The organism is Reichenbachiella ulvae (assembly GCF_025833875.1).
GTDB classification, from domain to species: Bacteria; Bacteroidota; Bacteroidia; order Cytophagales; family Cyclobacteriaceae; genus Reichenbachiella; species Reichenbachiella ulvae.
Map to the genome: position 1 here is coordinate 1,229,615 of NZ_JAOYOD010000001.1, position 23,235 is coordinate 1,252,849.

Genomic DNA, 23,235 nt, shown 5'->3' on the forward strand with positions numbered 1-23,235 from the left:
CATTGTATATTTACAACGATTATCAATTTAGATGTAATAGAATAATCAGATGAGTCAAAGAACTTTGTGATATCAAACATTGCAGACGAAGAAGATATTTGATATGAGCACTCTAAAAAATATAACCTTTGAAAATAATCATAGAGATTTCATGATTACGCTAAACAAGCGCGTCAATGAATACTTTAAGATGAAGAGAATGAGTCGATATGCAAATAGGGAAATGGTCATCAAATCTATTGCGATGATGTCACTGTATTTCGGCCCCTATGCCCTGATAATCAGCGGTGTGTTTTCAGGTGTATTTGCCAACCTTACTATGATCTTTTTGATGGGCCTAGGCCTAGCAGGAATAGGTCTATGTATAATGCATGATGGTAACCATGGGGCTTATGCCAATAAAAGATGGATCAACGTAGTGATTGGTTATACACTCAATTTGATTGGAGCAAATGCATTCAACTGGAAGGTTCAACACAATGTACTTCACCACTCCTATACTAATGTGAGCGACGCAGATGAAGATGTCAGCCAAAAAGGACCATTGCGTTTTTCCCCTCATGAAAAATGGAAATGGTATCATAGATATCAATTTATATACGCATGGTTTCTGTATGGTTTTATGACCTTATTATGGATGTTTTTTAAAGATTTCGGGCAACTTTTAAGATATCAAAGGATGGGGTGGATCAGGTATCAGAAAAGCAATGCATGGAAAGAGTGGGGCATCCTCATCACGACCAAGGTCATATATTTCAGTTATATTTTTATTATACCCTTGCTCGTTACTCCTTGGGTGTGGTGGCAAGTCATTGTTGGCATTTTGATTATGCACTACATTACCGGTTTTTTATTGGCCATTATTTTCCAGCCTTCCCACGTGATAGAAGGATCAGAATTTCCAAAGCCGGATATTAATCACTCACTTAATGATAATTGGGCCATTCACCAATTGAAAACCACTACGAACTATGCCAATAAGAGTCGATGGTTTACCTGGTTTGTAGGAGGCTTGAATTTTCAGATTGAGCATCATCTCTTTCCGGGCATTTGTCATGTACACTATCCGAAAATTTCAGGAATCGTCAGGTCAACTGCTAGTGAATTTGGTTTTCCCTATAAACGAGTAAGCACCTTTGCCAAAGCGCTTGAGGGTCACATTAAGTTGCTCAAGCGGTTGGGGAAGAGGCCTGCTTGATCGAACCAGTTGTCAAAAATTGGTTAGCATATGATTTTGACAAGGTATACAATTCTTCCAAAACCAATTGCCCAACTTGGCAGCTTGAATGATGGTATATAGCCGTCTTACTCCTGATATCCATGGGCAAGGCCATGGAAACAATGAGCTTTTTGTTCAAAACCCTTGCAGGAAGGCATGTGTTACGGTAGTAAATACTAAAATGATTCAGTCGCTGAATATGGAGTTTATGTAAATATGTTCGCAAGACCTGTAACACGTTAATTAGGATTCCGCAGAACATTCGATTAGGAAATTAAGTAAGCTAGCCTCAATAACTAAGAGCAAATGAAGGAATGCCGATGAAAGCCAACGCAAAGGTGTATTGACATTTGCTGGCTAGATAAAGATAAATTGATTGTAAATGACAAAAAACCACACTAAGATGAAAAGCGAACGTGAACTCAATGCACAAATTCTTAAGAAGACCGTAGAAATCAATAATTCATCTCCTGAATTATTGGTATTCCTCGATGAAATGCGAATCGATGATGAAGATTCAGATGCCAATATATGTTCCAATCTGAAAGCATACTATGATTCCTTAGATGCCCTGTTGACCTCTTATCACCGCCATGATCAGAATATGTGATAGATGTAAGTACCTCTGGTTAATTGTCTAAAACTCGATTGAGGCATTGCTGAAATCGGGAGTTATTAGAGCATTGGTTATTGAGCTCTTGGATTGAGATTTTTGTTTAGCTAAAATCCAAAAGCGAACTGAATATTCTGAGCAATACATCACGCATATTATTTATTTCCAAATCTTCCTTTCTGAATAAATCAGAATCGCTTAGGTGAAACTAGAAGGCTTCCGGACACTAATTTTTCTAAAAATAGAATAACCCACCTGTGATATATACAAATGAAGATTCTTTTGGTGTAACGGATTCCATCCAGAATAAAGTGAGTTTTGCTTCTCAAATGAAACATATACTCTTATGAAAAAATTAGGATTAATCATTACCCTCATATTGCCAATCGTAATGATGGCAGGTACCAGTTGCCAAAACAGTTCGTCAAAAAAGCTTAAGGATGCCAAGACCGAAGTGGTCGAGGCTCAAGATAACCTCTCAAAAGCAGAAAAGGAATATCGAGCCGATATGGAAAAGTATAAAAAAGAATCACAATCCAAGATTTCGGCCAACGAAAAAAGTATTCGTGAATTCAAGGAAAGAATTGCCAATGACAAAAAAGAAGCTAAAGCTGAATACAATCAAAAAATCAGTGACCTTGAACAAAAAAATGCGGATTTGAAAAGGAAGCTGGATGAATATAAACTGGAGGGCAAAGAAAAATGGGATGCTTTCAAAGTTGAATTCAATCGTGACATGGACAATCTTGGAAATGCCTTGATGGATCTGACTAAAGACAACAAAAAGTAGGATTCCACCAAGCAATACCCGAACTATAAAAAAATCAAAATGGGAAATTTACTATACTATGTCGCAGTAGTTCTGATCATTCTTTGGGCTGTAGGCTTCTTGGGCTACAGTTCTGGTGGGATCATTCATATACTATTGGTTATCGCTTTGATAGCCATACTGGTACGTGTCATCAAGGGCAACAATCCATTAGGGTAGAGTTACCCACTAATGAACATATTAATTATAGATCACCTACTCATTCCAATTGATTGCAATGAGTTGATTGGATAAAAGACAGGAGCCCAAATGCCTGTCTTTTTTTATTTGGTCTTTCAGGAACTTGGCCATTCCTTTCCTGACTCCTCCCTAATATGTGAAATGTGCAATACATAGATATAAGGGTGTAATGGTTCCCGACAGGTTCCCATGGACCTTTGTCAAAAGAAAATCTACATGAAATGAACATGGGCAGTAATCATTCTAATCTGAGTGAATGCCAGTCATGTTAATTCATGCTTCCATTAAACACAAAACGCTAAATATATGAAAAACAACCTGTTACAATCAGCCTTGATCTTTGCTGTCTTAATGACAGTTTCGGGATTGAGCCTATATAGCCAAGGGCTACAATCATCGCTATTTGATGAAGTAAATCAATCGAAGGCCAGTTCGAAAAATGCACAGGCGGATGTACTGTCTCCACGCACTTATCAGCAGGCCATGGAGGCGTACGATGAGGCTAAAAAGCTATATAAAAACGAAGAGGAGCTTTCAGAAATAAAAGAAAAAATCAAGAGTGCCAACAATAAGTTCAGGGAAGCAACTGAAAACACCCGGGTGAGTGCTGTCATGTTCTCAGGGGCACTATCTGCCAGAGTGGATGCTTTGAATGCCGAGTCAGATCGTTTTGTCAATGCCATTTGGAAGGAAGCAGAAGCTAAGATGAAAGATGCTGCCATTCAATTGGAAAAAGGAGATGCAGACAAGGCCAAAGAAAAATCTATTGAAGCTACGGACCTGTACAGAAAGGCAGAACTGGAATCTATCAAAGCCAATTACCTGACAAATGCGAGAAGATTATTAGAAAAAGCCGATAAGAACAAGGTTAATAAAACAGCCCCCAAAACCATTGCTTCGTCAAGAGAGCTGCTTAAAAGTGCCGAGAATGAATTGCTTGAAAACAGGTACGATACCGATAACGCGAGACACCTGGCCAAGGAGGCAGAATATAAAGCCTTGCTGGCAACAAACATCGCACGCCTGGAGGAAGCCTATGACGACAAAGACTATGAGGTAGAGGATTATTTGCTCATGAGCTACGAGCCTCTCGCCACTATTGGTCAAAGTATGAATCTCAATTTGAGATTTGACGGAGTAACCGATGGTCCGGTCACAGAAATTACCGATCGGATTAGGGGTTATCAATCACGCATTTCAAATCTGGAAGCTTCACTCTTTAATTATAAGATGACGAATGAAAGTCTGAGAAGTATGCTACGCGTAAATAGAAACATACTAGATGGCATGAAAGGTCAGCTATCAGATGAGGCGATTCTTGGACAAAAAAGACAAGTCGCACTTCAAAATCGCATCGATCGGATGGCCGAAATCAATGATAAATTCGAGCAGGTTCAAAAGCTGTTTAATGAAAAAGATGCCCAGGTTTTTCGACAAAACAATGATGTGATCATACGGATGATTGGAATCAATTTTGAGGTGGGCAAGGCGCAGATCAATCAAAAAGACTATGCCCAGCTGACCAAGTTGCAAGAAGCGATGAACCTCTTTAAAGATGCGAACATCGTGATTGAAGGCCACACGGATTCTCAAGGTGGTGATGAATTGAACTTGAAGCTTTCCAGAGAGCGGGCAGATGCGATCCTAAGCTATCTCAATGCCAATACTTCCATAGACAAATCACGCTTTAGTACAAAAGGATTCGGTGAGAGCAAACCGGTAGCCAATAATGAAACGGTTGTCGGTAGAAAATTGAATCGACGAATTGATATTGTGATCAAACCGAATTTTCCTGAGAACCTATCGCCAGATTCATGATTAAACATCATATCCTAAAAAGTCTATCAAAGACAAATTTCCCATCATCAAAACAGCCCATGACATGCAAAATGAAAACATAGACGAAATTAAAAACATGCTCAAAGGAGGTCGATTAAAAGTGCTGCTGATAGGTGGAGCGATCTTTTTTTTACTTATGATATTTAAACCGTGGGTTCAAGTAGGAGCTGGAGAAAGAGGAATCGTTCAGAACTTTGGTGCGGTGCAGGATGTGGTATTGGAGGAAGGTCTTCATTATAAAATACCGATAGTGCAGACTGTCATTCTAATGGATGTTAAAATTCAAAAGGCCATGACTGATGCAGCCTCTTCATCTTCTGACCTGCAAGACGTAGATTTATCAGTAGCCCTCAACTATCACATCATTCCGGACAAGGCAAACCTGGTTTATCAAACCATTGGTACCCAATTCAAAGAACGGATTATTGATCCGGCTATTCAGGAAGTGATGAAGGCCGTTTCGGCAAGGTATACGGCTGAAGAATTGATTACCAAAAGGCCGGCTGTTAGTAAAGAAATGAAGGAGGCGCTTACCAAGCGTTTACTTGTTTCAAACATCAGTGTAGATGCATTCTCTATCATCAACTTTAGTTTTTCAGAAACCTTCACAGAAGCCATTGAAGCCAAACAGACCGCTAAGCAAAATGCACTGAAAGCCAAAAGAGATCTGGACAGGATAAAGGTGGAAGCCGAGCAAACCATTGCGGCTGCTACAGCAGAAGCCGAAGCACTTCGATTACAGAAAATGAACATTTCTCCGGATCTGATCGAACTCAGAAAAATAGAGGCCAATCTCAAGGCAATTGAAAAGTGGAATGGAATCTTACCGCGGGTGACAGGTGCTGGTGCTATCCCTCTCATAGGTGTAGGGGATGTAACCAAGAATAATTAATAGAATTAGGTTGTACTTAAACTAACAAGCATGTTGAACATAGTAAAAGAAGGTGTAATTCTTAACAAAACTGATCATGAGTTTGAGAATGAGGGCGTACTGAATCCTGCTGTCATGCAAGAGGGTGATATAGTCCACGTATTTTACAGAGCGGTACGACAGGGGAATCATTCGACGATTGGTTATTGTCAAATGAATGGTCCGCTCGAGGTAGCTGAGCGAGGGCTTGCGCCTTTGCTGGCACCCGAGGTAGACTCTGAATCTCAGGGAGTAGAAGACGCCAGAATTGTAAGGATCGATGATCTTTATTATCTGACTTTCACTGCCTACGATGGCATCAATGCCTTAGGCGCTCTGGCTACTTCCACAGATCTTGTGGAGTTTCAACGCATGGGCATCATCGTACCGCAAATCACGCATGAGGAATTTTTGAAGGTTACAGCCGGTACCCATATCAGTAGGAAATATAACCGATTTCATAATTTGCATGAACCCGACAGTATTCGTCAACATAATATCCTGCTTTCGGACAAAAACCTCATGTTCTTTCCTAGAAAGATCAATGGGAAGTTTTACTTCCTGCACCGCATCAGGCCTGATATACAGATAGCTTCTGTTAATGCAATTGAGGAGCTCACAGCCGACTATTGGAATGACTATCTGCTCCATTTCGATGAGCATATCTTGATGACTTCTATACATGAGCATGAGATCAGTTACATAGGAGGGGGCTGCCCACCCATCGAGACCAAGGCCGGTTGGTTGCTTATATACCATGGGGTACATGATACAGCAGAAGGGTACGTCTACTCGGCCTGTGCCGCCCTGCTTGACTTGAATGAGCCGGAGAAAGAACTGGCACGCCTGCCTTTCCCACTGTTCAAGCCTGAGCTGGATTGGGAACTGAAAGGAGAAGTCAATAATGTGGTATTTCCTACCGGGACGTCCCTTTTTGATGGCAGGTTGTACATCTACTATGGCGCAGCAGATACCTGCATAGCTGTAGCGTCAGTGAATATGAGTGAGCTAATCACCGAACTACTTAATCACAAAAGATGAACGAGGAACAGTTATTAGTGATTACTTCATTTCCACCCAGAAAATGTGGAATTGCTACCTACAGTGCGGACCTGATACAGGCGATAGATGAGAAATACACCAGAGATTTTACGGTCGGGATTTGCGCATTGCTCAAAGAAGACGATCAAAACGATTATCCTTCTGAGGTAAAATACTTCCTGAAAACAGAGATAAAAGAAGATTATACCAGATTAGCAGAAGCCATCAACGAAGACAAGAGCATTTGTGCCGTCTATCTGCAACACGAATTTGGGCTTTATGGTGGGGAATTGGGGAGCTATCTCATTGACCTTTTAGAGAAGCTAAAAGTGCCGGTGATTACCACTTTTCATACGATTTTGTCAGATCCATCAGAAGAGAGAAAGACTATTGTTCAGCAAATTGCGGAGCGATCAGCCCAGTTGATCCTGATGACCAAACGCTCTGCCAGTATTCTCCAATCTGATTATCAAATTGATGAAGATAAAATAACCATCATCCCGCACGGTACGCATTTAATCAAACCCCGGAAAATCCAAAAACTGGAAAATGTACCTTTTCCTGATAAAACCATTTTGTCCACCTTTGGACTGATCAGTGAAGGAAAAAGTATCGAAACGGCATTGGATGCCTTGCCGAGCATTGCTGACAAATTTCCAAATGTGCTTTATCTGATCATAGGGAAAACGCATCCAGAAGTGCTGGCTGTTGAGGGAGAAAAGTATAGGGATTTTCTCCGTGATAGGGTGAAAGAGCTAAAAATTGATAAGCATGTGTTGTTTATCAATAAGTTTCTCGCCCTTAAAATATTGCTGGAATATTTACAGCGTACAGACATTTACCTGTTTACATCCAAAGACCCACAACAAGCGGTGAGTGGCACGCTGGCCTATGCCATGTCCGCAGGCTGTCCAGTTGTATCCACGCCCATTCCTCATTCTCTAGAGCTGACAGCAGGTGCTGGGATCAATTTCGATTTTCAGAACTCCAGACAGCTGGCAGATGCAGTGATTACCATACTTTCTGATTCCCAGTTGATGGAGGAGATGTGGATGAATGGCCTGCATAATATCCGACCTACTTCCTGGCAAAATGCCGCCATCGCTCATATTGAGATCGTCAGAGAAACCTTAAAAACTGAAGACTTTTACCTGACACCAAACTATAAGTATCCAGCCATTTCTTTGGGTCATATCAAACGGATGACAACCGATTTTGGCATGATTCAATTTGCCAAAGTAGCCGAGCCAGACAAAGCCTCTGGATATACCCTTGACGACAATGCCAGGGCTTTGATTGCCATCACGAAACATTTCGATCAAACTGGTAATTTTAAAGACCTTCATTTAATCAATACCTATCTGGAGTTTATCCTTTTCTGCCAACAGGAGGACGGCTCCTTTTTGAATTATGTAACGATCGACCAACAGTTTTTTGAAAAAAACAGGGACGAAAACCTTGAAGATGCCAATGGGAGAGCCATCTGGGCATTGGGGGAGTTTCTCGATTTGCGTCATGTCATTAGTTTCCATCTACACGCTGAGGTCGAAACGGCTTTTCTAGAAAGCTTTGAGATAATCCGTCATCTTAAGTCTCCCAGGGCTATGGCCTTTAGTATCAAAGGCCTCAATTGTTATTATCAATATTGCCATGATCCAGAAACGCTAAAACTAATCACTCAACTAGCGGATAATCTGGTGTCAAAATACCGGGGTGTATCCAACGAAAACTGGCAATGGTATGAGCCATATCTGACTTATGCCAATGCAGTCCTGCCGGAGGCGATGCTTATAGCTGGTCAATCCACCAATAGTGAACTTTATAAATCAACTGCTAAGAAAACCTTTGATTTCCTATTGTCTATTACCCACGAGAATGATCGGATCATGATGATTTCCAATATCGAAAAACATGTCGAAGGTAAGGCTAGAACATCTTTTGGTGAGCAACCTATCGAGTATGCCTATACGATTTTGGCCCTTGACAAATTCAGTCAGGAGTACGGTGAGTTAGAATATGTAGATCAGTTGAAAGCCACATTCAATTGGTTTTTGGGAGACAATCATTTGCACCAAATCATTTATAATCCATGCACGGGTGGATGCTATGATGGACTGGAAGAACACCACGTCAACCTCAATCAGGGTGCAGAATCTACCGTCAGCTATTTGCTGTCAAGGCTGACCATGGAGCGATATATTTAGCCGGGAAGATGAGATGGGGATTTTGCATTATTACAGCCGCACATATTGATAAAGTCCTATCAAGGGAATGATTTTTTGAGATTGTTTATCCATTTCCCCTCGTTTTAAGTGATATATGTAACAATGGCTTTTGCTTGTGTAATGCTTTGCGACCTGGATCAGATGACCTTTCTCTAGAATTAAATAGTTGAACATTTTAGACTGAAAAATCATGAATTATATAAAAGCATTGATGGTAGTTTTGTTACTGCCGCTAATCCTATTTACAAGTTGCGAGAGCGATAACGATCCCTCGCCAGTAGATGGTGCTCCTAATGTTACATCGACGAATCCACTTAGCAATGCCCTAGATGTATCCAGAAGCAAGACCGTTTCCATCGTTTTTAATGAGGCCATGGATCCTTCAAGCATAAACTCCACAACACTTACCCTCAAGCAAGGCAGTACATCCATTACAGGCGAAGTGGCTTATGCAGGTACAACTGCAACCTTTACACCTGCTATAAATTTGAGCGCCGCTAAAATCTATACAGTGACTATTACTACGGGTGCAAAGAATTTAGCCGGGATCGCTCTGACTAGCAACACCACATGGAATTTTACGACAGGAGCAACTGCTGAGATTCTGGTTGTGGTTAATCTTGGTAGTGCAGGTGATTATGTTATACTGGCAAAGACAGCCATCAATAACAGCTCTACATCTGCCATTAAGGGTAATTTGGGTTTAAGCCCTGCTGCCACTACCTTCATAACCGGGCTGGCGCTGGTTGATTTTACGGGTTATGCTACATCCTCGCAAGTGACAGGAAATGTATATGCAGCTGACATGGCTGACCCTACACCAGTCAATCTCACCACCGCTGTTAACAATATGACCACCGCATACAACGATGCAGCTGGAAGACCTTCCCCTGATTTCGTAGAACTAGGTTCTGGAAATATTGGCGGTATGACCTTGACATCCGGTCTGTACAAATGGTCAAGTACAGTGACCATACCAACCGATCTTACCTTGACAGGAAGTGCAACGGATGTATGGATATTCCAAATTGATGGTAATCTGACTCAAAGTGCGGCTACTGCCATTACCCTGAATGGTGGTGCGCTTGCCAAAAATATATTCTGGCAGGTAGCAGGTGAGGCTACATTTGGGACTACTTCACATTTTGAAGGTGTCATTCTGTCTATGACGGGAATCACCTTTCAGACGGGAGCGACCATGAATGGGAGTGCCCTTGCACAGACAGCTGTGATACTGGACTCCAATTCTATAACCATGGTTGAATAAATCAACCATACAATGAGGCTGTTTCAAAAGTCTTTCTTTGTCACGTTGAGACCTAACATTTGGTACCCAACCGTACAAAATGGAATGACGAAAACTGATGAGGTTATAGTTAGTAGCAATTGAAAAGCTAAAACTGTTGTGTCATTTCGAGACCTAACATTTGGTACCCAACCGCACAAAAAGGAATGACGAAAGCTGATGGGGTCATAGGTGGTAGCAATTCAAAAGCTAAAACTGTTGTGTCATCTCGACCAGAGGGAGAGATCTATAAGCGATCCACAGATCAAAAAACACAAGTTTTACTAACACGTCATTGGTAGCCAAGTCGAAACATTAATTTACCTTTCAAAGGTACATTTCCTGGCCGTCCGGCAGGCGGGCGACTAGGCCCAATGTGACAATTTTTTATTAATGGATGTCATGATGGGCTGGAAGAACAAAGCGTAAAACTCAATCAAAGGGCATAATATACAGTTGCTGGCTAGCCTGCCAATAGAACCATTAATTGACAGCTATGGATGATAGGGTTGGGGTTAATAGTTGTTTTCATTGCCCTTAATTTTCAATCTGTCAGTTGTGAATGATACTTAGCCAGAGAAAAGAAAACCCACCTTCTACAATAGATTGATCGAAATCAAAAAGAAGGAAATATGTAAGACTCATGGATCAAAGTATAACATAGGCGGCTTTATTCTACGGATCTTAGCTCTAAATATTTAAAACAAGAGATCATGTCGAAAGAAAAAGAAGGTAAGTCCAAAACCAACAAAACTGCTCCTGCCAAGACACTCAAAGAGAAGCGAGCCGAAAAGAAGGAAAAAAGAAAGACCAAACGAAGTGAAGACTAAACCCGGACCTTTAAAAACGTGAGTAATCAAGAGCAGGAAAAAGGTAAGGACTTTATTATGGTCGAGATCATTCAATACATTCCCAATGCTGTAGTGACCAAAACGATCCTTAGAAAGACAACCGGAAACGTGACCTTGTCATCATTTGACTCTGGTCAGGGTCTGACAGAAAAACACTCTCCTTTTGATACCCTGATCCAGGTCATAGACGGTCAGGCCCAGGTGGTCATAGACGATCAATCTCATCAATTGGACACGGGACAATCTTTGGTGATCCCTGCACATAGTCGAAACAGTATCAAAGCCAATGTATGCTTTAAGATGATATCGACAGTGATCAAGAGTGGGTATGAGGAAGTCAGTATCTAATAGCGGGAGACCTAAAGATCCAGCAAGCATGACCTTAGGATCAGCACTGAAGTATCATTCTACCTCGTTTGATCAGGGAGCTGAAGGTATCCAGTTAGTAGTCGCAAAAAAAGTGGAGTGAAAGAAATACTCAGAATTGGAAATTGTAACATTTAATAGATGGTACACCTACAAGGAAGAGATGATTGAGGTTGGGCAGGCTTAGAAAACCTGCCCATCTCGATTAAAGTGGTATTTATGTAACAACAGTCCATTTGAGTGCAACGCTTTAGAAGCAAAAAAGCCTCAACTTGAGAAAAGAGTCTTAGACCAAAAAATTATGAGCAGACAAATCATTAAAGATAATAAGTACAAGCCCGGAGATGTGGTATATGCAAAAGTGAACCCATCGTTAGAATTAAAAATCAGGCGATACACAGAGCGGATATACTACTGTCAAGTACTGGATAATCCAGCTCTCAAAGAACTGGTGTATTATGAAAGGGAACTGGTGGAAGACCCAGAGTTGCTAGCCAAAAATAGCGCAAGCATGGAGTCAGGAGCTTAACCTCAGCATAGCGAGGCATGAGTCAACAGAGTAATATAAAAAGAGAAAGGATGAATATAACAAGAAGCTGGAGAGAGCAAAAAGTAATGCTAAAACAACGATTTTCCATTCTGTCAGATGCAGATTTTGCGTTTGAAGAAGAGGAGCAGGAGGATATGTTGAATCAGCTGGCTGGTAAGTTGAAGAAAACCAGAGCCGAGTTGAAACTCATCTTTGCCGAACTACAAACCTACTAGTGGAATCAATCCCAAACTATGATTATAAAAAGTCGCATTCCAGTATCCTATCTTTTCAATGAACTTAAGATCCCTTTACTCTACGTCTGTTTAATTGCTAGTATTTCGGGGTTGTTACCATTCTTTTTTCAGTCCTTTTTATCCGACATTCCGATCAGCATAGCTACGACCTTGGGTATAGCTATTTCTATTTTGCTGTCCTATATGATGAACCAATCCTACGAGAGATGGTGGGAAGCCAGGAAGATCTGGGGAGAAATAGTAAATGATTCACGAACCCTGGTCATTCAGTTGAAAATGTATCTGAATGCAAATACGGCTAATATTGAAGCGCTTAGTTATCGGCAAATCGCCTGGAATCATTGTTTAGGTCGGCATTTAAGAAAGACTCGTTCGATTGAGGATCTACAAAAGTGGTTTTCTGAAGAAGAATATAAGGACATAAAAGAAAAAGGCAATATACCATTGGCCATCCTATCCTTACAATCAAGCACCATAGCCAAACTGTATCACAATAACGAACTAGACAAATTTTCGCAAATCCAGATTGAAGAGACCATTGCCAGATTAACCGCCTCGATGGGTAAATGTGAAAGGATCAAAAACACCATATTCCCTCCGATATACAGGTATGGGCTTCACAGTAGCATTTACTTATTTGTAATTTTTCTTTCCCTATCTGTAGCTTTCAAATTGCAGCACTTTGCGCTGGAATTCAGCATTTTGGTGATTGTATCCATTGTATTTTTCTTCTTAGAAAAAGCGGCCTTTAGAATGCAGGACCCTTTCGAAAATATCCCCACCGACACACCCGTCACATTCATAGCAGAAAAAATCGAATCTGATATTCTAGAGATGCTCGGCAAAGAAAACAATGCTTCACCTCAAACATCCTCGCGCCAATTTTATGTGCTCTAGTCTATTTATAGTAATGTTCTCATCTCATTGAAGACCACAATAATCTAAAAGCGTCGAAATGACTTAAAGAAAAAGTGTAAACTGCATTTTAGGAATAGTTGTACAATGCAACAAGCGTATTTTTTCCTCTAAGTATTGAGTCACATGATACCTGCATACTAAATACACAAAATCTTCACATACCCTTTGAATGGTAACTATAACTATTAAGATTATCAGGTCTTTAATTGTTTAATTTCATCTATCAAATAAGATATTGAATTATAACCAGAATTTTTCCCAGACAACGTTATTATGCTCTAAGTAGTTTCTATTGTTAAATAGATGTAGGTATTTTAATCAGCGTGAAATTATCTACCAACTGCTCCTTCAAATTTCAAACTTACCTTCGAACCATAATCGATAGGTTTTCAAGACCAAAGGTACCTTTTTGGACACATCAGTACAGTATCTATGTAGCCATAGGGTTATTTGTAGTTTTCTTTAATAGCAATCGATTGAAAGCTTATGATGGTACTGGTTTAACGGAGGAAGGTACAGAAGAACTCGTTGATTATGAAGAGCAAATCAAAGTGATCATTTATTTGGCATTGGCTCCTGTCACTTTGCTTTTCATTTTTGTCTTTTTCTTTTATTATAGAAATAAACGGGAATCTCAGATAAGAGAGAAGGAACTTGGCCTATTGTATGCCAAAAAAGCCATGGAAATGAAAGCCTTGAAAGCGCAGGTCAACCCACACTTTATTTTTAATTGCCTCGGATCTATTCAACATTATATACATCACCACGACAATGAGCTTGCCGAAAGGTATTTGGTTAAATTTTCTCGTTTAATCAGAAAGGTGCTAGAGGCCTCAGAAGAGGATTTTATTAGTTTAAAAGAAGATTTAGACATACTCAAACTCTATGTGGAATTGGAAAGCATGAGGATACATGGAGGAATTGATTTAGAATTTACGATTGATAAAGGCCTTAATGAAAATCAAATTTATGTCCCGCCTTTGCTTCTTCAACCTATTGTTGAAAATGCCATTTGGCATGGTTTAAGTCATAAAAAAGAAGGGGCAAAAAGAATCCATATGGACTTTGTAAGAAAGCAGAATGAGCTAATCTGCAAGGTGATTGACAATGGGCTGAAGAAAAATAACAGTTCTGTTCATAAAAGCCAATCCTTCGGCCTTAATCTGGTCAAAGAAAGAATTGATTTTCACATACAACCCGAACAGGCTGCCACACTGGAGCTCAATGAAATCATAGACCCTACAGGTAGTTATCAAGGAATGCAGGTAACACTTATTATCCCCTTTGAAGAAGAATGAAAGCACTGAATGCCATAATTATTGAAGATGAAGAAAAGCAATCTTTGCTCCTTCAAAATTTATTGAAGCAAAACTTTCCTGAAATAAAGGTGATGACCACATGTGATTCTGTATTAGCAGGAACATCAGCTATTAAACAATATCAACCTGATTTGTTATTTATGGATGTGATGATCAATGGAGGTACTTCCTTTGATATTATTGAAGCTATTCCCCAATTGGACGCAGAGGTCATTTTTACCACTTCTTTTGAACAGTATGCCATAAGAGCCTTCAGACTTTCTGCTGTGGATTTTCTGCTCAAACCGATAGCAATAGAAGAGTTAAATGAGGCCATAGAAAAGGCAAGGACCAAAATTCTATCAGAGCGTACAAGTGCACATCTACAACTATTGATCTCGAATTTTAGAAACCCCTCTTTTGAAAGTGTAAAAATTGCGCTCCCCACCTATAAGGGGTATTCTTTTGTGAAACCAGACGAAATCATCAGATGCGAATCAGACAATACTTATACCACCTTTTTTCTGACAGATCAGCGTGAAATATTGGTTTCAAAGACTCTGAAGCATTGTGAACAGATGTTGGAGACATACTCCTTTTGCAGGGTGCATAACAGCAGCCTTATCAATCTGAAATATATAACTGAATACGAACGTGGTGAGGGAGGAATCGTGAAAATGTCAGATGGATCGGAAATAGCTGTCTCCAGAAGAAGAAAGGAACATTTTTTATATTCATTCAAAAGCCAACTACCATAGTCTGCACTAATGCTACCGAATTCTAAATAGACCTTGCCACTATCCAAAAACATCAAAGTATTGAGTGGATGGGTAAGTACTTTAGTAAAAACAACCAACTGGAATATGCTAAAATTAGAGCTGAGCACCTTCGTCGAAAATGGAAAAATAGAAATAAGCCTGAATGGTGAATTGATACTAGAAGAGGTAGGTGCCAAATATCTTCAGCTACCTATTTTGACTGGAAGGGATTATAAGCTAGGCTGGACGATTAGAGGGCAGGCAGGCTCGGCTTATAGTATTAGCATTTCATCTCCCGCGTCTGCAGAATTCGAGATGCGCAAGGTGATCCCGAAAGAAGAACACGAAACAAATTATATTCAATTTAATACCTAAACAATACGAATATGGAATATGCAATAACATTTGAAGATGCTGTTAAATATATTGAGGCATTTGTTAATCATAGGGAGTTAGAAACTGTTGCTAGAGAAATGGCACTTGGTGGAACCATTCTTCGGCAGGGGATTTATGGAGGAATAGAAACCCTCGTTAAGGATACTGGAAATGCTGGTTGGTATTGTTTAAACGATGAAAATTCTGATTTTCCAAAATTATTTCTAAGCTTTGAAGAAAATGATCAATATGAGGAAGACAGAAGACTCGAGAGTCCTGTGAAAGAAAATTTACATTGCCCAGTTAAGGCTTCAGTATTCAAGTATTCTGGAGATGGTTCTACTCAGGATATATTCAATTTGCTAAGTACACATACTGATAAAAGAGAGCCAATCAGCATGAATATAAACCAATCAGAAGTACTGAGCTTCAAAACAAATTTTTTGAATAACTCAGTATTCAAAAAGTATATGCAAGTTCCATATGGTTTTTTTGAGAATAGAAATCATCCTGAAGTATTAGAATTATTTGTGAATAATTCTAATATAGTATACATCCGTTACTACTTTGGCTTTGATGAGAACGTAGATAATAAAATCAGAATTATTTTGATCGGTGTTGATAAGCAGGGGAAAAACATAGTTCCGGAAATAAAAAGTCAAGTTTTGCTTGATGACGATAAAATTCTTGAAAACTCATGGCCTCCTAAATAATAAATAATTGAGTTAAATTTAGATGTGGATTATATACTAGCCATAATATCTACATTATTTGTTTTGCTGCCCATTTTTTTGGGTTGTTGGTCATGCTGGCAAAAAGCCGAAGGTACACTTCGGCTTTTTGTTGTTTTTCTCCTCTTTGGTTTTGCCATAGATGGCATGGGTTGGTATCAGTACCATCAAAACTTATCCCATGGGTCTATTGATTTTCTTCGCAGATTTTATGCCCTGGTAGAGGCTTTGTTTTTTGCATGGTTTACTTTGCAGCACATTAAAACTAAAAAACTCTTTTATTCCAAGGCTATTTTCTTTTCTCTTATTCTATTATGGATGTGGCTTGAGATATTTATTCCACATTTAGGGAATGGAGTAGAGAAATATGCCGGTTTTCAGGCCATTTACCGTGTCCTTATTTCGGTGCTATCCGGTTGGGTCATACTTTCTGTGCTTGAAGAAGGCAAAGCCTATGCCCAAAATTCCACTCTTTGGTTTCTCTTTGGTGTTTTTTGCTACTCGCTATGCACTTTTATCATGATGATCTTTCAGCGTATTCCTGGACTGGCTGAAGAGCTATGGCCTATGCACAATGTGATCAATATCATTTGCTATGTCCTATTTAGCATAGGATTTCTTTTACATCCCAGATCAAAAATTTACTTATCCAGAATCTAAATATTTCTTCCAGAAACTAGATTTAGGCTACCACTTACTAGTTATTTGTTCCATGAGGGGCATCGATGCTGTAATTTCATTTTCACAATATTAGGGTAAGGCCTTTGCTCTTAAGAAAGGCCTAATCTACCACCAATTCAATTTCCAATTAATAAACCAAATACTTATGAAAAATAATAGAGTAATAATTGTTATTCTGCTACTATCAATTCTAGTCAGTTGTAAACCATATGAGTTATACTATGTTGCCGAAACACCCGAAATTATTGCAAAGGTTGATGCACTCCTTACAAATAAAAGAGGGAAACTCGCACTATATAGTGAATCTAATTATATCGTTTTTTGTAAAGGTCAAATTGATATTGGCACAGGATTGACCAAAAATGAAAGCAATCTGTCATCAAGGCTTGAAGTTAACTATAAAAAGGATTTTACAAATGAAACAGAAGTTTCCCCAGTCGTAGTTAAAGAAAGTGGATTCACAATTATGTATGTTCCAAAATCAGAAACGTTCCTATGGTTTAATACAATTGATGTATTAAATATGGTTCCTAGTGGGAAAACACCAATTCTTTTAGAGGATAATACTGGCAAATTCGAATCAATAATAATGTTTCAAAATTGAATTTGATTTTGAAAATAAATGATATAAAAAAATCTAATCAAAAAAAAACTAAAATCATGAATGACAAAAATCAACAATTAGTTAGTAATACTTTATTGGATTTGAAGCCACTAAATTCATCTTTTCAAATCCAATCTGATACCGATTCAGTTTCAATTGTTCCCGAGCAAATAGAAAAAGTTGAATTGGCAAGCGAAAACCCAATTCCAGTTTCAGGTTATAAAGAGCAGAATGAAAATTATTCTGAAGAACTTGATGAAATAAATAAGTCATTTAATTTTTCAAAATACCCTAATGATCAAATTGCAGAAGTAATTATTGGTACTGACGATCGTAAAAGGATTAATCAAACCACCTCTTGGCCATATTTAACGCATGGTCATATGGTAATTAAGTTTCCGAATAATAAAGTTTATATCGGTTCCGGTACAATAGTCAATAAACATCATGTAATTACAGCGGGGCATTGTGTGTTCTCAAAGCGTGATGGTGGTTGGGCTAAATCTGTAATGTTTTATCCGGCTCAGAATGACAACTATCTGCCTTTTGGTGGTATTCCAGTTGTAAAGCTTTGGAGTGTAAAGGGATGGACTGAGAAAAGCGATACAAATTGGGATTTTGGCATGTTGATTCTTAACGAAGAAATTTATAAAAAAACTGGTCATTTGGGAATAATAGCTTATCGTGACCATCGTAAATTATTACGTCATAGAGTTAATGTTACAGGATATCCAGGAGATAAAGGTGGTAGACAAATGTGGACCCATGCCGATATTATTAAATCAACGTCAAACCAAAGGGTTATTTATGATATAGATACAATGGGTGGACAAAGTGGAAGTGGTGTATGGAGCAAATTCGATAATTACAAACCTTATCATGTATGTGCCATACATACTACAGGTGATTATTCTGGTAATGGGGCAACTAGAATAAGTATGGCTCTATTTGATAGTATAGTTAAGATAATGAGTTCGTCTTTTTAATTGGCAATTTTAGAATACAAAATAAATTCATTATCGAGCACCTTTTGAACAAAAAACCACCCCAATTATCAAAATATGAATAACGGGGTGGTTTCATTAGACAGATCGCAAAATCGTGAGTACTAACTCATGACACTGATGAGTACTAACTCAGCGATGTAGTGAGTACTAACTCACGAGAGTCATGAGTACTAGCTCAGTGATCTGATGAGTATTCACTCACAACTCTATGAGTAATTGTCAGACGGTCAATTCTTCAAGAAGACTGCCTTTGCGTATGGATTTGTTGTTAGTGAAGATGGTACGAACCTCCAATCTATAGGGTCCGGCTGCCAGGCCCTCTGGTACACCAAGGATCACATTGCTAGGCTTGTTGCGGAAATACTGGGTGGCACGGGTTTCGGTACCGTCAGCTGCTATAAAGAAGACACCCTGCTGCTGGTCGCTCGCGTCAAATTTGAGGCGGCTGCCTCTGAGCTCACCCACACCCCCTGCACTCAAAGTCTCATTGATGGTGTCAGAATTGAAGTCTCTGAAGGTTTTAGGGTTAGGCTGTGGAGCCTGGCCTTCTACTTTCACTGGTTTCAAGGTCTCAGCGATCGGATTGATTCGACCGCCAGCGGTTACATTCAGACGCAGGTAGTGACGAGATCGATCGAAGCTGTCTTGCTGATTGTCAAATACTCCCTGGATCGAGGGTGAGATACGAAACAAATCTGTGTTGATGCTGTATCCCGCTTCGAGGGTCCTTTCTACTGCGCCATGAAACTCCTCCAGGACAGATAGCGCCTCTGCCTTGGTAACTGTACTACCTCTACCGATCATTTCGTCGATCAGGTCTTCGAGGCTCTTGGATTCTTGATTCTGAATGATCCCTATGAAGTCGTCGGCTTCAGTAAGGTGATTGGAGAACAAACTATACTGTATGCTCATATTATTTGTGTATTAAAAGTTAAAAAATCGATTCGATTTTTCTCTGGCTGCTGTGTGTCGGTAGAGGGCTTTTATTTGCATTACATGCCTATAAATACCCCGTGCTGAAGCAGCTAAGGCGGTGAGCGGGAGGGAAGGGCCGCTAGACAAAAGCCCGATGATGGGTCGATGTGTTGTTGAAAAGAGTGAAACTCCGACAGGATGCCGAAGACGGTTGGTTCATGCATAGCTGGTTAATTCGTTTGGTTAGTCTTACATGATTCAGGGAGCCTTCCAAAGCTTCCGTCATGAGCATCATTTTAAGACCACAGTAGCTGGCACAGTAATGACCGATCATTTCGACTACACTTCGCCTCTGGACCTGCTCGGACGACTGGCGGACGTCCTCTTTCTCCAACGCTACATGACACGCCTACTCACCCAGCGCAATCAAGTGATTAAGGAAGTGGCTGAAGAGGGGAGAGAAAATACCAAGAAATGGGGATGGTTTGAGATTCAGAATTGTAGGAGTTTGCAAAAATATTAATGACTAGTTATTTACCTTCTGAATAGCACTATCTCATTTTATGATATACAATATTTTCTATCTATTTTGGCACCTCATCAAATAAAAGTATGATGAATCGGATAAAAGAAGTGTTATTTGAAAAAGCTGTTACTCAAACCTGGCTAGCTGAGAAGCTAAATAAGAGTTACAATATGGTAAACTCATATGTTCAAAATAGAAGGCAACCGAGTCTAGAAGATTTGCATAAAATTGCAAATATCTTGGATATTGATGTACGGGAACTTATAACTCCAAATAATATCTAGCCGTGAGTATAGTTTATTCAACGCAGCTAGGTAGAATGGTCAAAGGTGATGCCGTAAAGCTTCTTCAAAGTGAGGAAGTTGTTGAAAATCTGGAAGGAAAGGTAGATTTAATAATAACCTCTCCACCGTTTCCGCTCAATAACAAAAAGAAGTACGGTAATAAAATAGGAGAAGATTATCGCAATTGGTTTATTGGGCTTGCACCCGTCTTTTCCAAGTTACTATCAGAGAAGGGGTCACTTGTTATAGAAATAGGTAATTCTTGGGAACCAGAAAGACCTGTACAATCTCTGCTCCATCTTGAATGCTTATTAGGACTTGTAAATCATCCAACATCAGAATTAAGATTGATTCAAGAGTTTATATGCTATAACCCGTCAAAACTGCCCTCCCCAGCACAGTGGGTTACGGTCAACAGACTAAGAACTGTAGATAGCTACACCCATGTTTGGTGGATTGCAAAATCTGATTTTCCAAAAGCCGATAACAGTAAGGTACTTAGACCTTATAGTAAGAGCATGAAGAAGTTGTTGGAAAAGCAAGAATACAACTCGGGAAAAAGACCATCTGAACACGTCATTAGTGGAGATGGATTTTTGAAAGATCATGGAGGTAGCATTTCTCATAATTTTTTCGAATTGGAATCATTGGATGAAAAAAGAGATGTACGTTTACCTCATAACGTATTGAGTTATTCCAATACAAATTCCAATGACTATTTTCTCAAGAAATGCCGTGAGAAAAATATCACACCGCATCCAGCAAGAATGAATAAGGGTTTAATTGAATTTTTTATTGAGTTTTTAACCGATAAAGGAGATTTGGTACTTGATCCGTTCGGGGGAAGTAATACTACTGGTTATTGCGCAGAATTAAGTTCAAGAAAATGGATTTCATTTGAAATTGATGATAGCTATATAAAACAGTCTAAAATCAGATTCCAAGACCCTAAAATCTCACCACCTAAAAAGGTTCACCGTAATGACAGTAAATGAAGAAATAAAAAGAATAGCATCCGTTGACCCTTTAAAAGAGGGTAGAAAGTCTGAACTGTTCGTTGGCCATCCCTTTCAGTTGGATTATAACAAAGCAAGTGTATTGGTATGCGATGATGATAAACAAAAGGTGAATGGAATAGCTCAGGGCACATTCTTGTTGGCATTTTATGATAATGAAGATGAAGTGGAAGAAGCAATTTTATTGAGAGCTTTGAACCCAGCGAGACTTCCTACTGATAGTGCGGTTGTAGGTTCAATGATTGAGTATTATAAAGACAACCTGCCAACATCAGGCAAGAATTCGAAACTCGATGATTTTACAAGATATGAGTTTAGCTTCTCAGGTTTAGAATGTAGAGTGCTAGGAACATTTTATAGATCTGGAGAAAAAGCGATTGAATTTGGGGCTGACTTAGAAAATTTCTATTCTGCACACCATTATAGTGTTTATAAAGTAAACAATGATGTCTTAGGATACATAGTAAATCAACGTGATTCCCCAGATATTGTACCAGGCAATGAAAATGAATTTCCTCTAGGATCAGTAAGATACAGTTCAAGCTTAAGATTTCAGAATAAATCAGAACAGGCTAAGGTTTATCTTAATCCAGCAGACTTGATTGGTAAAAGAAGCGCCTTGTTTGGGATGACAAGAACAGGAAAATCGAACACGGTAAAAAAGGTAATTCAAGCGACGACTGAAATTTCATCTAAAGCTCGATCCTCTCTTGGTGATAAATCCATCAAGACTGAAGAAAATTTGGAGTCATTTACTGAAAAAGGATCACCAAAATACATGGTCGGTCAAATAATCTTTGATGTCAATGGGGAATACGCAAATGCCAATCTTCAGGACGAAGGGACAGCCATTTTTGAAATGTATGCCAGTGATGTAACCAGATATAGTGTGCTGGATAAACCTGGATTTACAGTAATGAAGGTGAATTTTTATAAGCAAATCCAAGCAGGATTCGAATTGATCAAAAGTTACCTTGCTGATGACTCAGCTGACTTTGTAAAAAGTCTTTTGGCTGTCAATCTGGAGAAGCCTAGTGATGATTTGGATGAAAGTGCTAAATGTAGGTGGGAAAGAAAAATAGCCGCTTATTTATGTTGCTTAAAGAAAGCAAATTTCCCGTTACCTAGTGATATGAAAACTCTTAAATTCTCAGGTAATGCTGATTTGAATAATCTAGTTAAACCTGACGGTAGCCTGGACCCTAAAAGAGGTATTTCTTTTGATCAGGCTATTAATTGGTTTGAAACAATCTGGGATAATTATGGCAATGATTTCTTTAAGAATTATCGAGCTAAAAGGGATAAAGAGTGGGCTGATGAAGACTTACAAGCTATATTAGTTTTCCTTACGAGAAAGAGAAAACCAGGTAAATCAGTAGATAATAATGGTTATTTGAGATTAAGAGGTATTATCGAACAACATACTCCGACAGGTGATGAAGCTTTTACATCAGATATAGTAAAGCTTCTACGACAAGGGAAGATTGTGATTGTAGATATTTCTCAAGGTAATCCTGGCATACAAAAAATGTATTCTGAAATGCTATGTAAGAGCATTTTTAATGATTCAATGAACCGGTTTATAGCCAATTCACCTAATAATTTCATCCAATTTTATTTCGAAGAAGCTCATAACTTATTTCCCCAAAAAGAGGATAAAGATTTGAATAAGATATACAATAGAATAGCGAAAGAAGGAGCCAAACTTAATTTAGGAATGATGTACGCTACCCAAGAAGTATCATCAATCAGTTCCAACATTCTTAAGAACACACAAAACTGGTTTATAGCACATCTCAATAACGAAGATGAAATCAGAGAATTGAGGAAATACTATGACTTTAGTGATTTTACGGACTCATTAATTCGATTCAGTGCGAAAAATGATAAGGGTTTTGTTAGAATGAAAACTTATTCAAATCCATTTGTGGTCCCTGTTCAGATTGACAAGTTCTCAACTTCACAATAACCTAAAAAT

At 39.1% G+C, this 23,235-nt stretch carries 25 protein-coding genes; 24 read left to right on the forward strand and 1 reads right to left on the reverse strand.

Annotated elements, in window-relative coordinates; all coding sequences use genetic code 11:
• Positions 1-151 precede the first annotated feature (151 nt).
• The 20 genes from N7U62_RS04815 to N7U62_RS04910 all read left to right on the forward strand — a co-directional run bounded on the left by N7U62_RS04815 (position 152) and on the right by N7U62_RS04910 (position 18,495).
• The gene (locus tag N7U62_RS04815) at positions 152-1,198 is read left to right on the forward strand and encodes a fatty acid desaturase family protein (RefSeq protein WP_264136754.1); all 1,047 of its coding nucleotides are present in this window, start codon (positions 152-154) and stop codon (positions 1,196-1,198) included.
• Positions 1,199-1,601: 403 nt separating this feature from the next.
• The gene (locus N7U62_RS04820) at positions 1,602-1,829 is read left to right on the forward strand and encodes a hypothetical protein (RefSeq protein ID WP_264136755.1); all 228 of its coding nucleotides are present in this window, start codon (positions 1,602-1,604) and stop codon (positions 1,827-1,829) included.
• Between the two features lie 349 nt (positions 1,830-2,178).
• The gene (locus N7U62_RS04825; protein ID WP_264136756.1) at positions 2,179-2,622 is read left to right on the forward strand and encodes a sll1863 family stress response protein; all 444 of its coding nucleotides are present in this window, start codon (positions 2,179-2,181) and stop codon (positions 2,620-2,622) included.
• 39 nt (positions 2,623-2,661) lie between these two features.
• Complete coding sequence (locus N7U62_RS04830; protein WP_264136757.1) at positions 2,662-2,820, forward strand: lmo0937 family membrane protein; 159 nt, start codon at positions 2,662-2,664, stop codon at positions 2,818-2,820.
• 327 nt (positions 2,821-3,147) lie between these two features.
• A complete protein-coding gene (locus tag N7U62_RS04835; protein WP_264136758.1) occupies positions 3,148-4,659 on the forward strand; it encodes an OmpA family protein in 1,512 nt (503 codons plus the stop codon).
• A 64-nt stretch (positions 4,660-4,723) separates the two neighbouring features.
• A complete protein-coding gene (locus N7U62_RS04840; RefSeq protein ID WP_264136759.1) occupies positions 4,724-5,572 on the forward strand; it encodes a prohibitin family protein in 849 nt (282 codons plus the stop codon).
• A gap of 30 nt (positions 5,573-5,602) precedes the next feature.
• Complete coding sequence (locus tag N7U62_RS04845; RefSeq protein WP_264136760.1) at positions 5,603-6,631, forward strand: glycoside hydrolase family 130 protein; 1,029 nt, start codon at positions 5,603-5,605, stop codon at positions 6,629-6,631.
• The gene (locus tag N7U62_RS04850) at positions 6,628-8,835 is read left to right on the forward strand and encodes a glycosyltransferase (protein ID WP_264136762.1); all 2,208 of its coding nucleotides are present in this window, start codon (positions 6,628-6,630) and stop codon (positions 8,833-8,835) included. Before N7U62_RS04845 ends, N7U62_RS04850 begins: the two co-directional genes overlap by 4 nt.
• Positions 8,836-9,046: 211 nt before the next feature.
• Positions 9,047-10,123, forward strand: coding sequence for an ice-binding family protein (locus N7U62_RS04855; protein ID WP_264136764.1), 1,077 nt, complete (start codon positions 9,047-9,049; stop codon positions 10,121-10,123).
• Between the two features lie 866 nt (positions 10,124-10,989).
• Positions 10,990-11,340 (forward strand): cupin domain-containing protein, encoded by a 351-nt coding sequence (locus N7U62_RS04860; RefSeq protein ID WP_264136765.1) that lies wholly within the window; start codon positions 10,990-10,992, stop codon positions 11,338-11,340.
• A gap of 319 nt (positions 11,341-11,659) precedes the next feature.
• Positions 11,660-11,887 (forward strand): hypothetical protein, encoded by a 228-nt coding sequence (locus N7U62_RS04865; protein ID WP_264136766.1) that lies wholly within the window; start codon positions 11,660-11,662, stop codon positions 11,885-11,887.
• Positions 11,888-11,937: 50 nt separating this feature from the next.
• Positions 11,938-12,123 (forward strand): hypothetical protein, encoded by a 186-nt coding sequence (locus N7U62_RS04870; RefSeq protein ID WP_264136767.1) that lies wholly within the window; start codon positions 11,938-11,940, stop codon positions 12,121-12,123.
• An 18-nt stretch (positions 12,124-12,141) separates the two neighbouring features.
• The gene (locus N7U62_RS04875) at positions 12,142-13,041 is read left to right on the forward strand and encodes a bestrophin family protein (RefSeq protein ID WP_264136768.1); all 900 of its coding nucleotides are present in this window, start codon (positions 12,142-12,144) and stop codon (positions 13,039-13,041) included.
• 344 nt (positions 13,042-13,385) lie between these two features.
• Positions 13,386-14,360, forward strand: a complete 975-nt coding sequence (locus N7U62_RS04880; protein ID WP_264136769.1) for a sensor histidine kinase — start codon at positions 13,386-13,388, stop codon at positions 14,358-14,360.
• The gene (locus N7U62_RS04885; protein ID WP_264136770.1) at positions 14,357-15,118 is read left to right on the forward strand and encodes a LytR/AlgR family response regulator transcription factor; all 762 of its coding nucleotides are present in this window, start codon (positions 14,357-14,359) and stop codon (positions 15,116-15,118) included. The genes N7U62_RS04880 and N7U62_RS04885 overlap by 4 nt, the downstream gene beginning before the upstream one ends.
• 33 nt (positions 15,119-15,151) lie before the next feature.
• Positions 15,152-15,493: a hypothetical protein gene (locus N7U62_RS04890; protein WP_264136771.1), complete on the forward strand. Its 342-nt coding sequence runs from the start codon at positions 15,152-15,154 to the stop codon at positions 15,491-15,493.
• A gap of 11 nt (positions 15,494-15,504) precedes the next feature.
• Complete coding sequence (locus tag N7U62_RS04895) at positions 15,505-16,206, forward strand: hypothetical protein (protein ID WP_264136772.1); 702 nt, start codon at positions 15,505-15,507, stop codon at positions 16,204-16,206.
• 24 nt (positions 16,207-16,230) lie between these two features.
• Complete coding sequence (locus N7U62_RS04900; protein ID WP_264136773.1) at positions 16,231-16,884, forward strand: hypothetical protein; 654 nt, start codon at positions 16,231-16,233, stop codon at positions 16,882-16,884.
• Positions 16,885-17,050: 166 nt separating this feature from the next.
• Positions 17,051-17,509: a hypothetical protein gene (locus N7U62_RS04905; RefSeq protein WP_264136774.1), complete on the forward strand. Its 459-nt coding sequence runs from the start codon at positions 17,051-17,053 to the stop codon at positions 17,507-17,509.
• An 8-nt stretch (positions 17,510-17,517) separates the two neighbouring features.
• Positions 17,518-18,495, forward strand: coding sequence for a trypsin-like serine peptidase (locus N7U62_RS04910; protein ID WP_264136776.1), 978 nt, complete (start codon positions 17,518-17,520; stop codon positions 18,493-18,495).
• 240 nt (positions 18,496-18,735) lie between these two features.
• Here the strand turns inward: N7U62_RS04910 and N7U62_RS04915 are convergent, their stop codons facing one another.
• Entirely contained in the window at positions 18,736-19,428 is a 693-nt protein-coding gene (locus N7U62_RS04915) for a DNA-binding domain-containing protein (RefSeq protein ID WP_264136777.1), read from the reverse strand.
• 256 nt (positions 19,429-19,684) lie between these two features.
• Between N7U62_RS04915 and N7U62_RS04920 the strand changes: the two genes are divergently transcribed.
• The 4 genes from N7U62_RS04920 to N7U62_RS04935 all read left to right on the forward strand — a co-directional run bounded on the left by N7U62_RS04920 (position 19,685) and on the right by N7U62_RS04935 (position 23,226).
• Positions 19,685-19,954 carry an SRPBCC family protein gene (locus tag N7U62_RS04920; protein WP_264136778.1) on the forward strand — a complete coding sequence of 90 codons (270 nt, stop codon included), beginning with the start codon at positions 19,685-19,687 and terminating at the stop codon, positions 19,952-19,954.
• A gap of 92 nt (positions 19,955-20,046) precedes the next feature.
• Positions 20,047-20,241 carry a helix-turn-helix transcriptional regulator gene (locus N7U62_RS04925; RefSeq protein ID WP_264136779.1) on the forward strand — a complete coding sequence of 65 codons (195 nt, stop codon included), beginning with the start codon at positions 20,047-20,049 and terminating at the stop codon, positions 20,239-20,241.
• 35 nt (positions 20,242-20,276) lie between these two features.
• Entirely contained in the window at positions 20,277-21,236 is a 960-nt protein-coding gene (locus N7U62_RS04930; protein ID WP_264136780.1) for a DNA-methyltransferase, read from the forward strand.
• Positions 21,223-23,226 carry an ATP-binding protein gene (locus N7U62_RS04935; RefSeq protein WP_264136781.1) on the forward strand — a complete coding sequence of 668 codons (2,004 nt, stop codon included), beginning with the start codon at positions 21,223-21,225 and terminating at the stop codon, positions 23,224-23,226. Before N7U62_RS04930 ends, N7U62_RS04935 begins: the two co-directional genes overlap by 14 nt.
• Positions 23,227-23,235 lie beyond the last annotated feature (9 nt).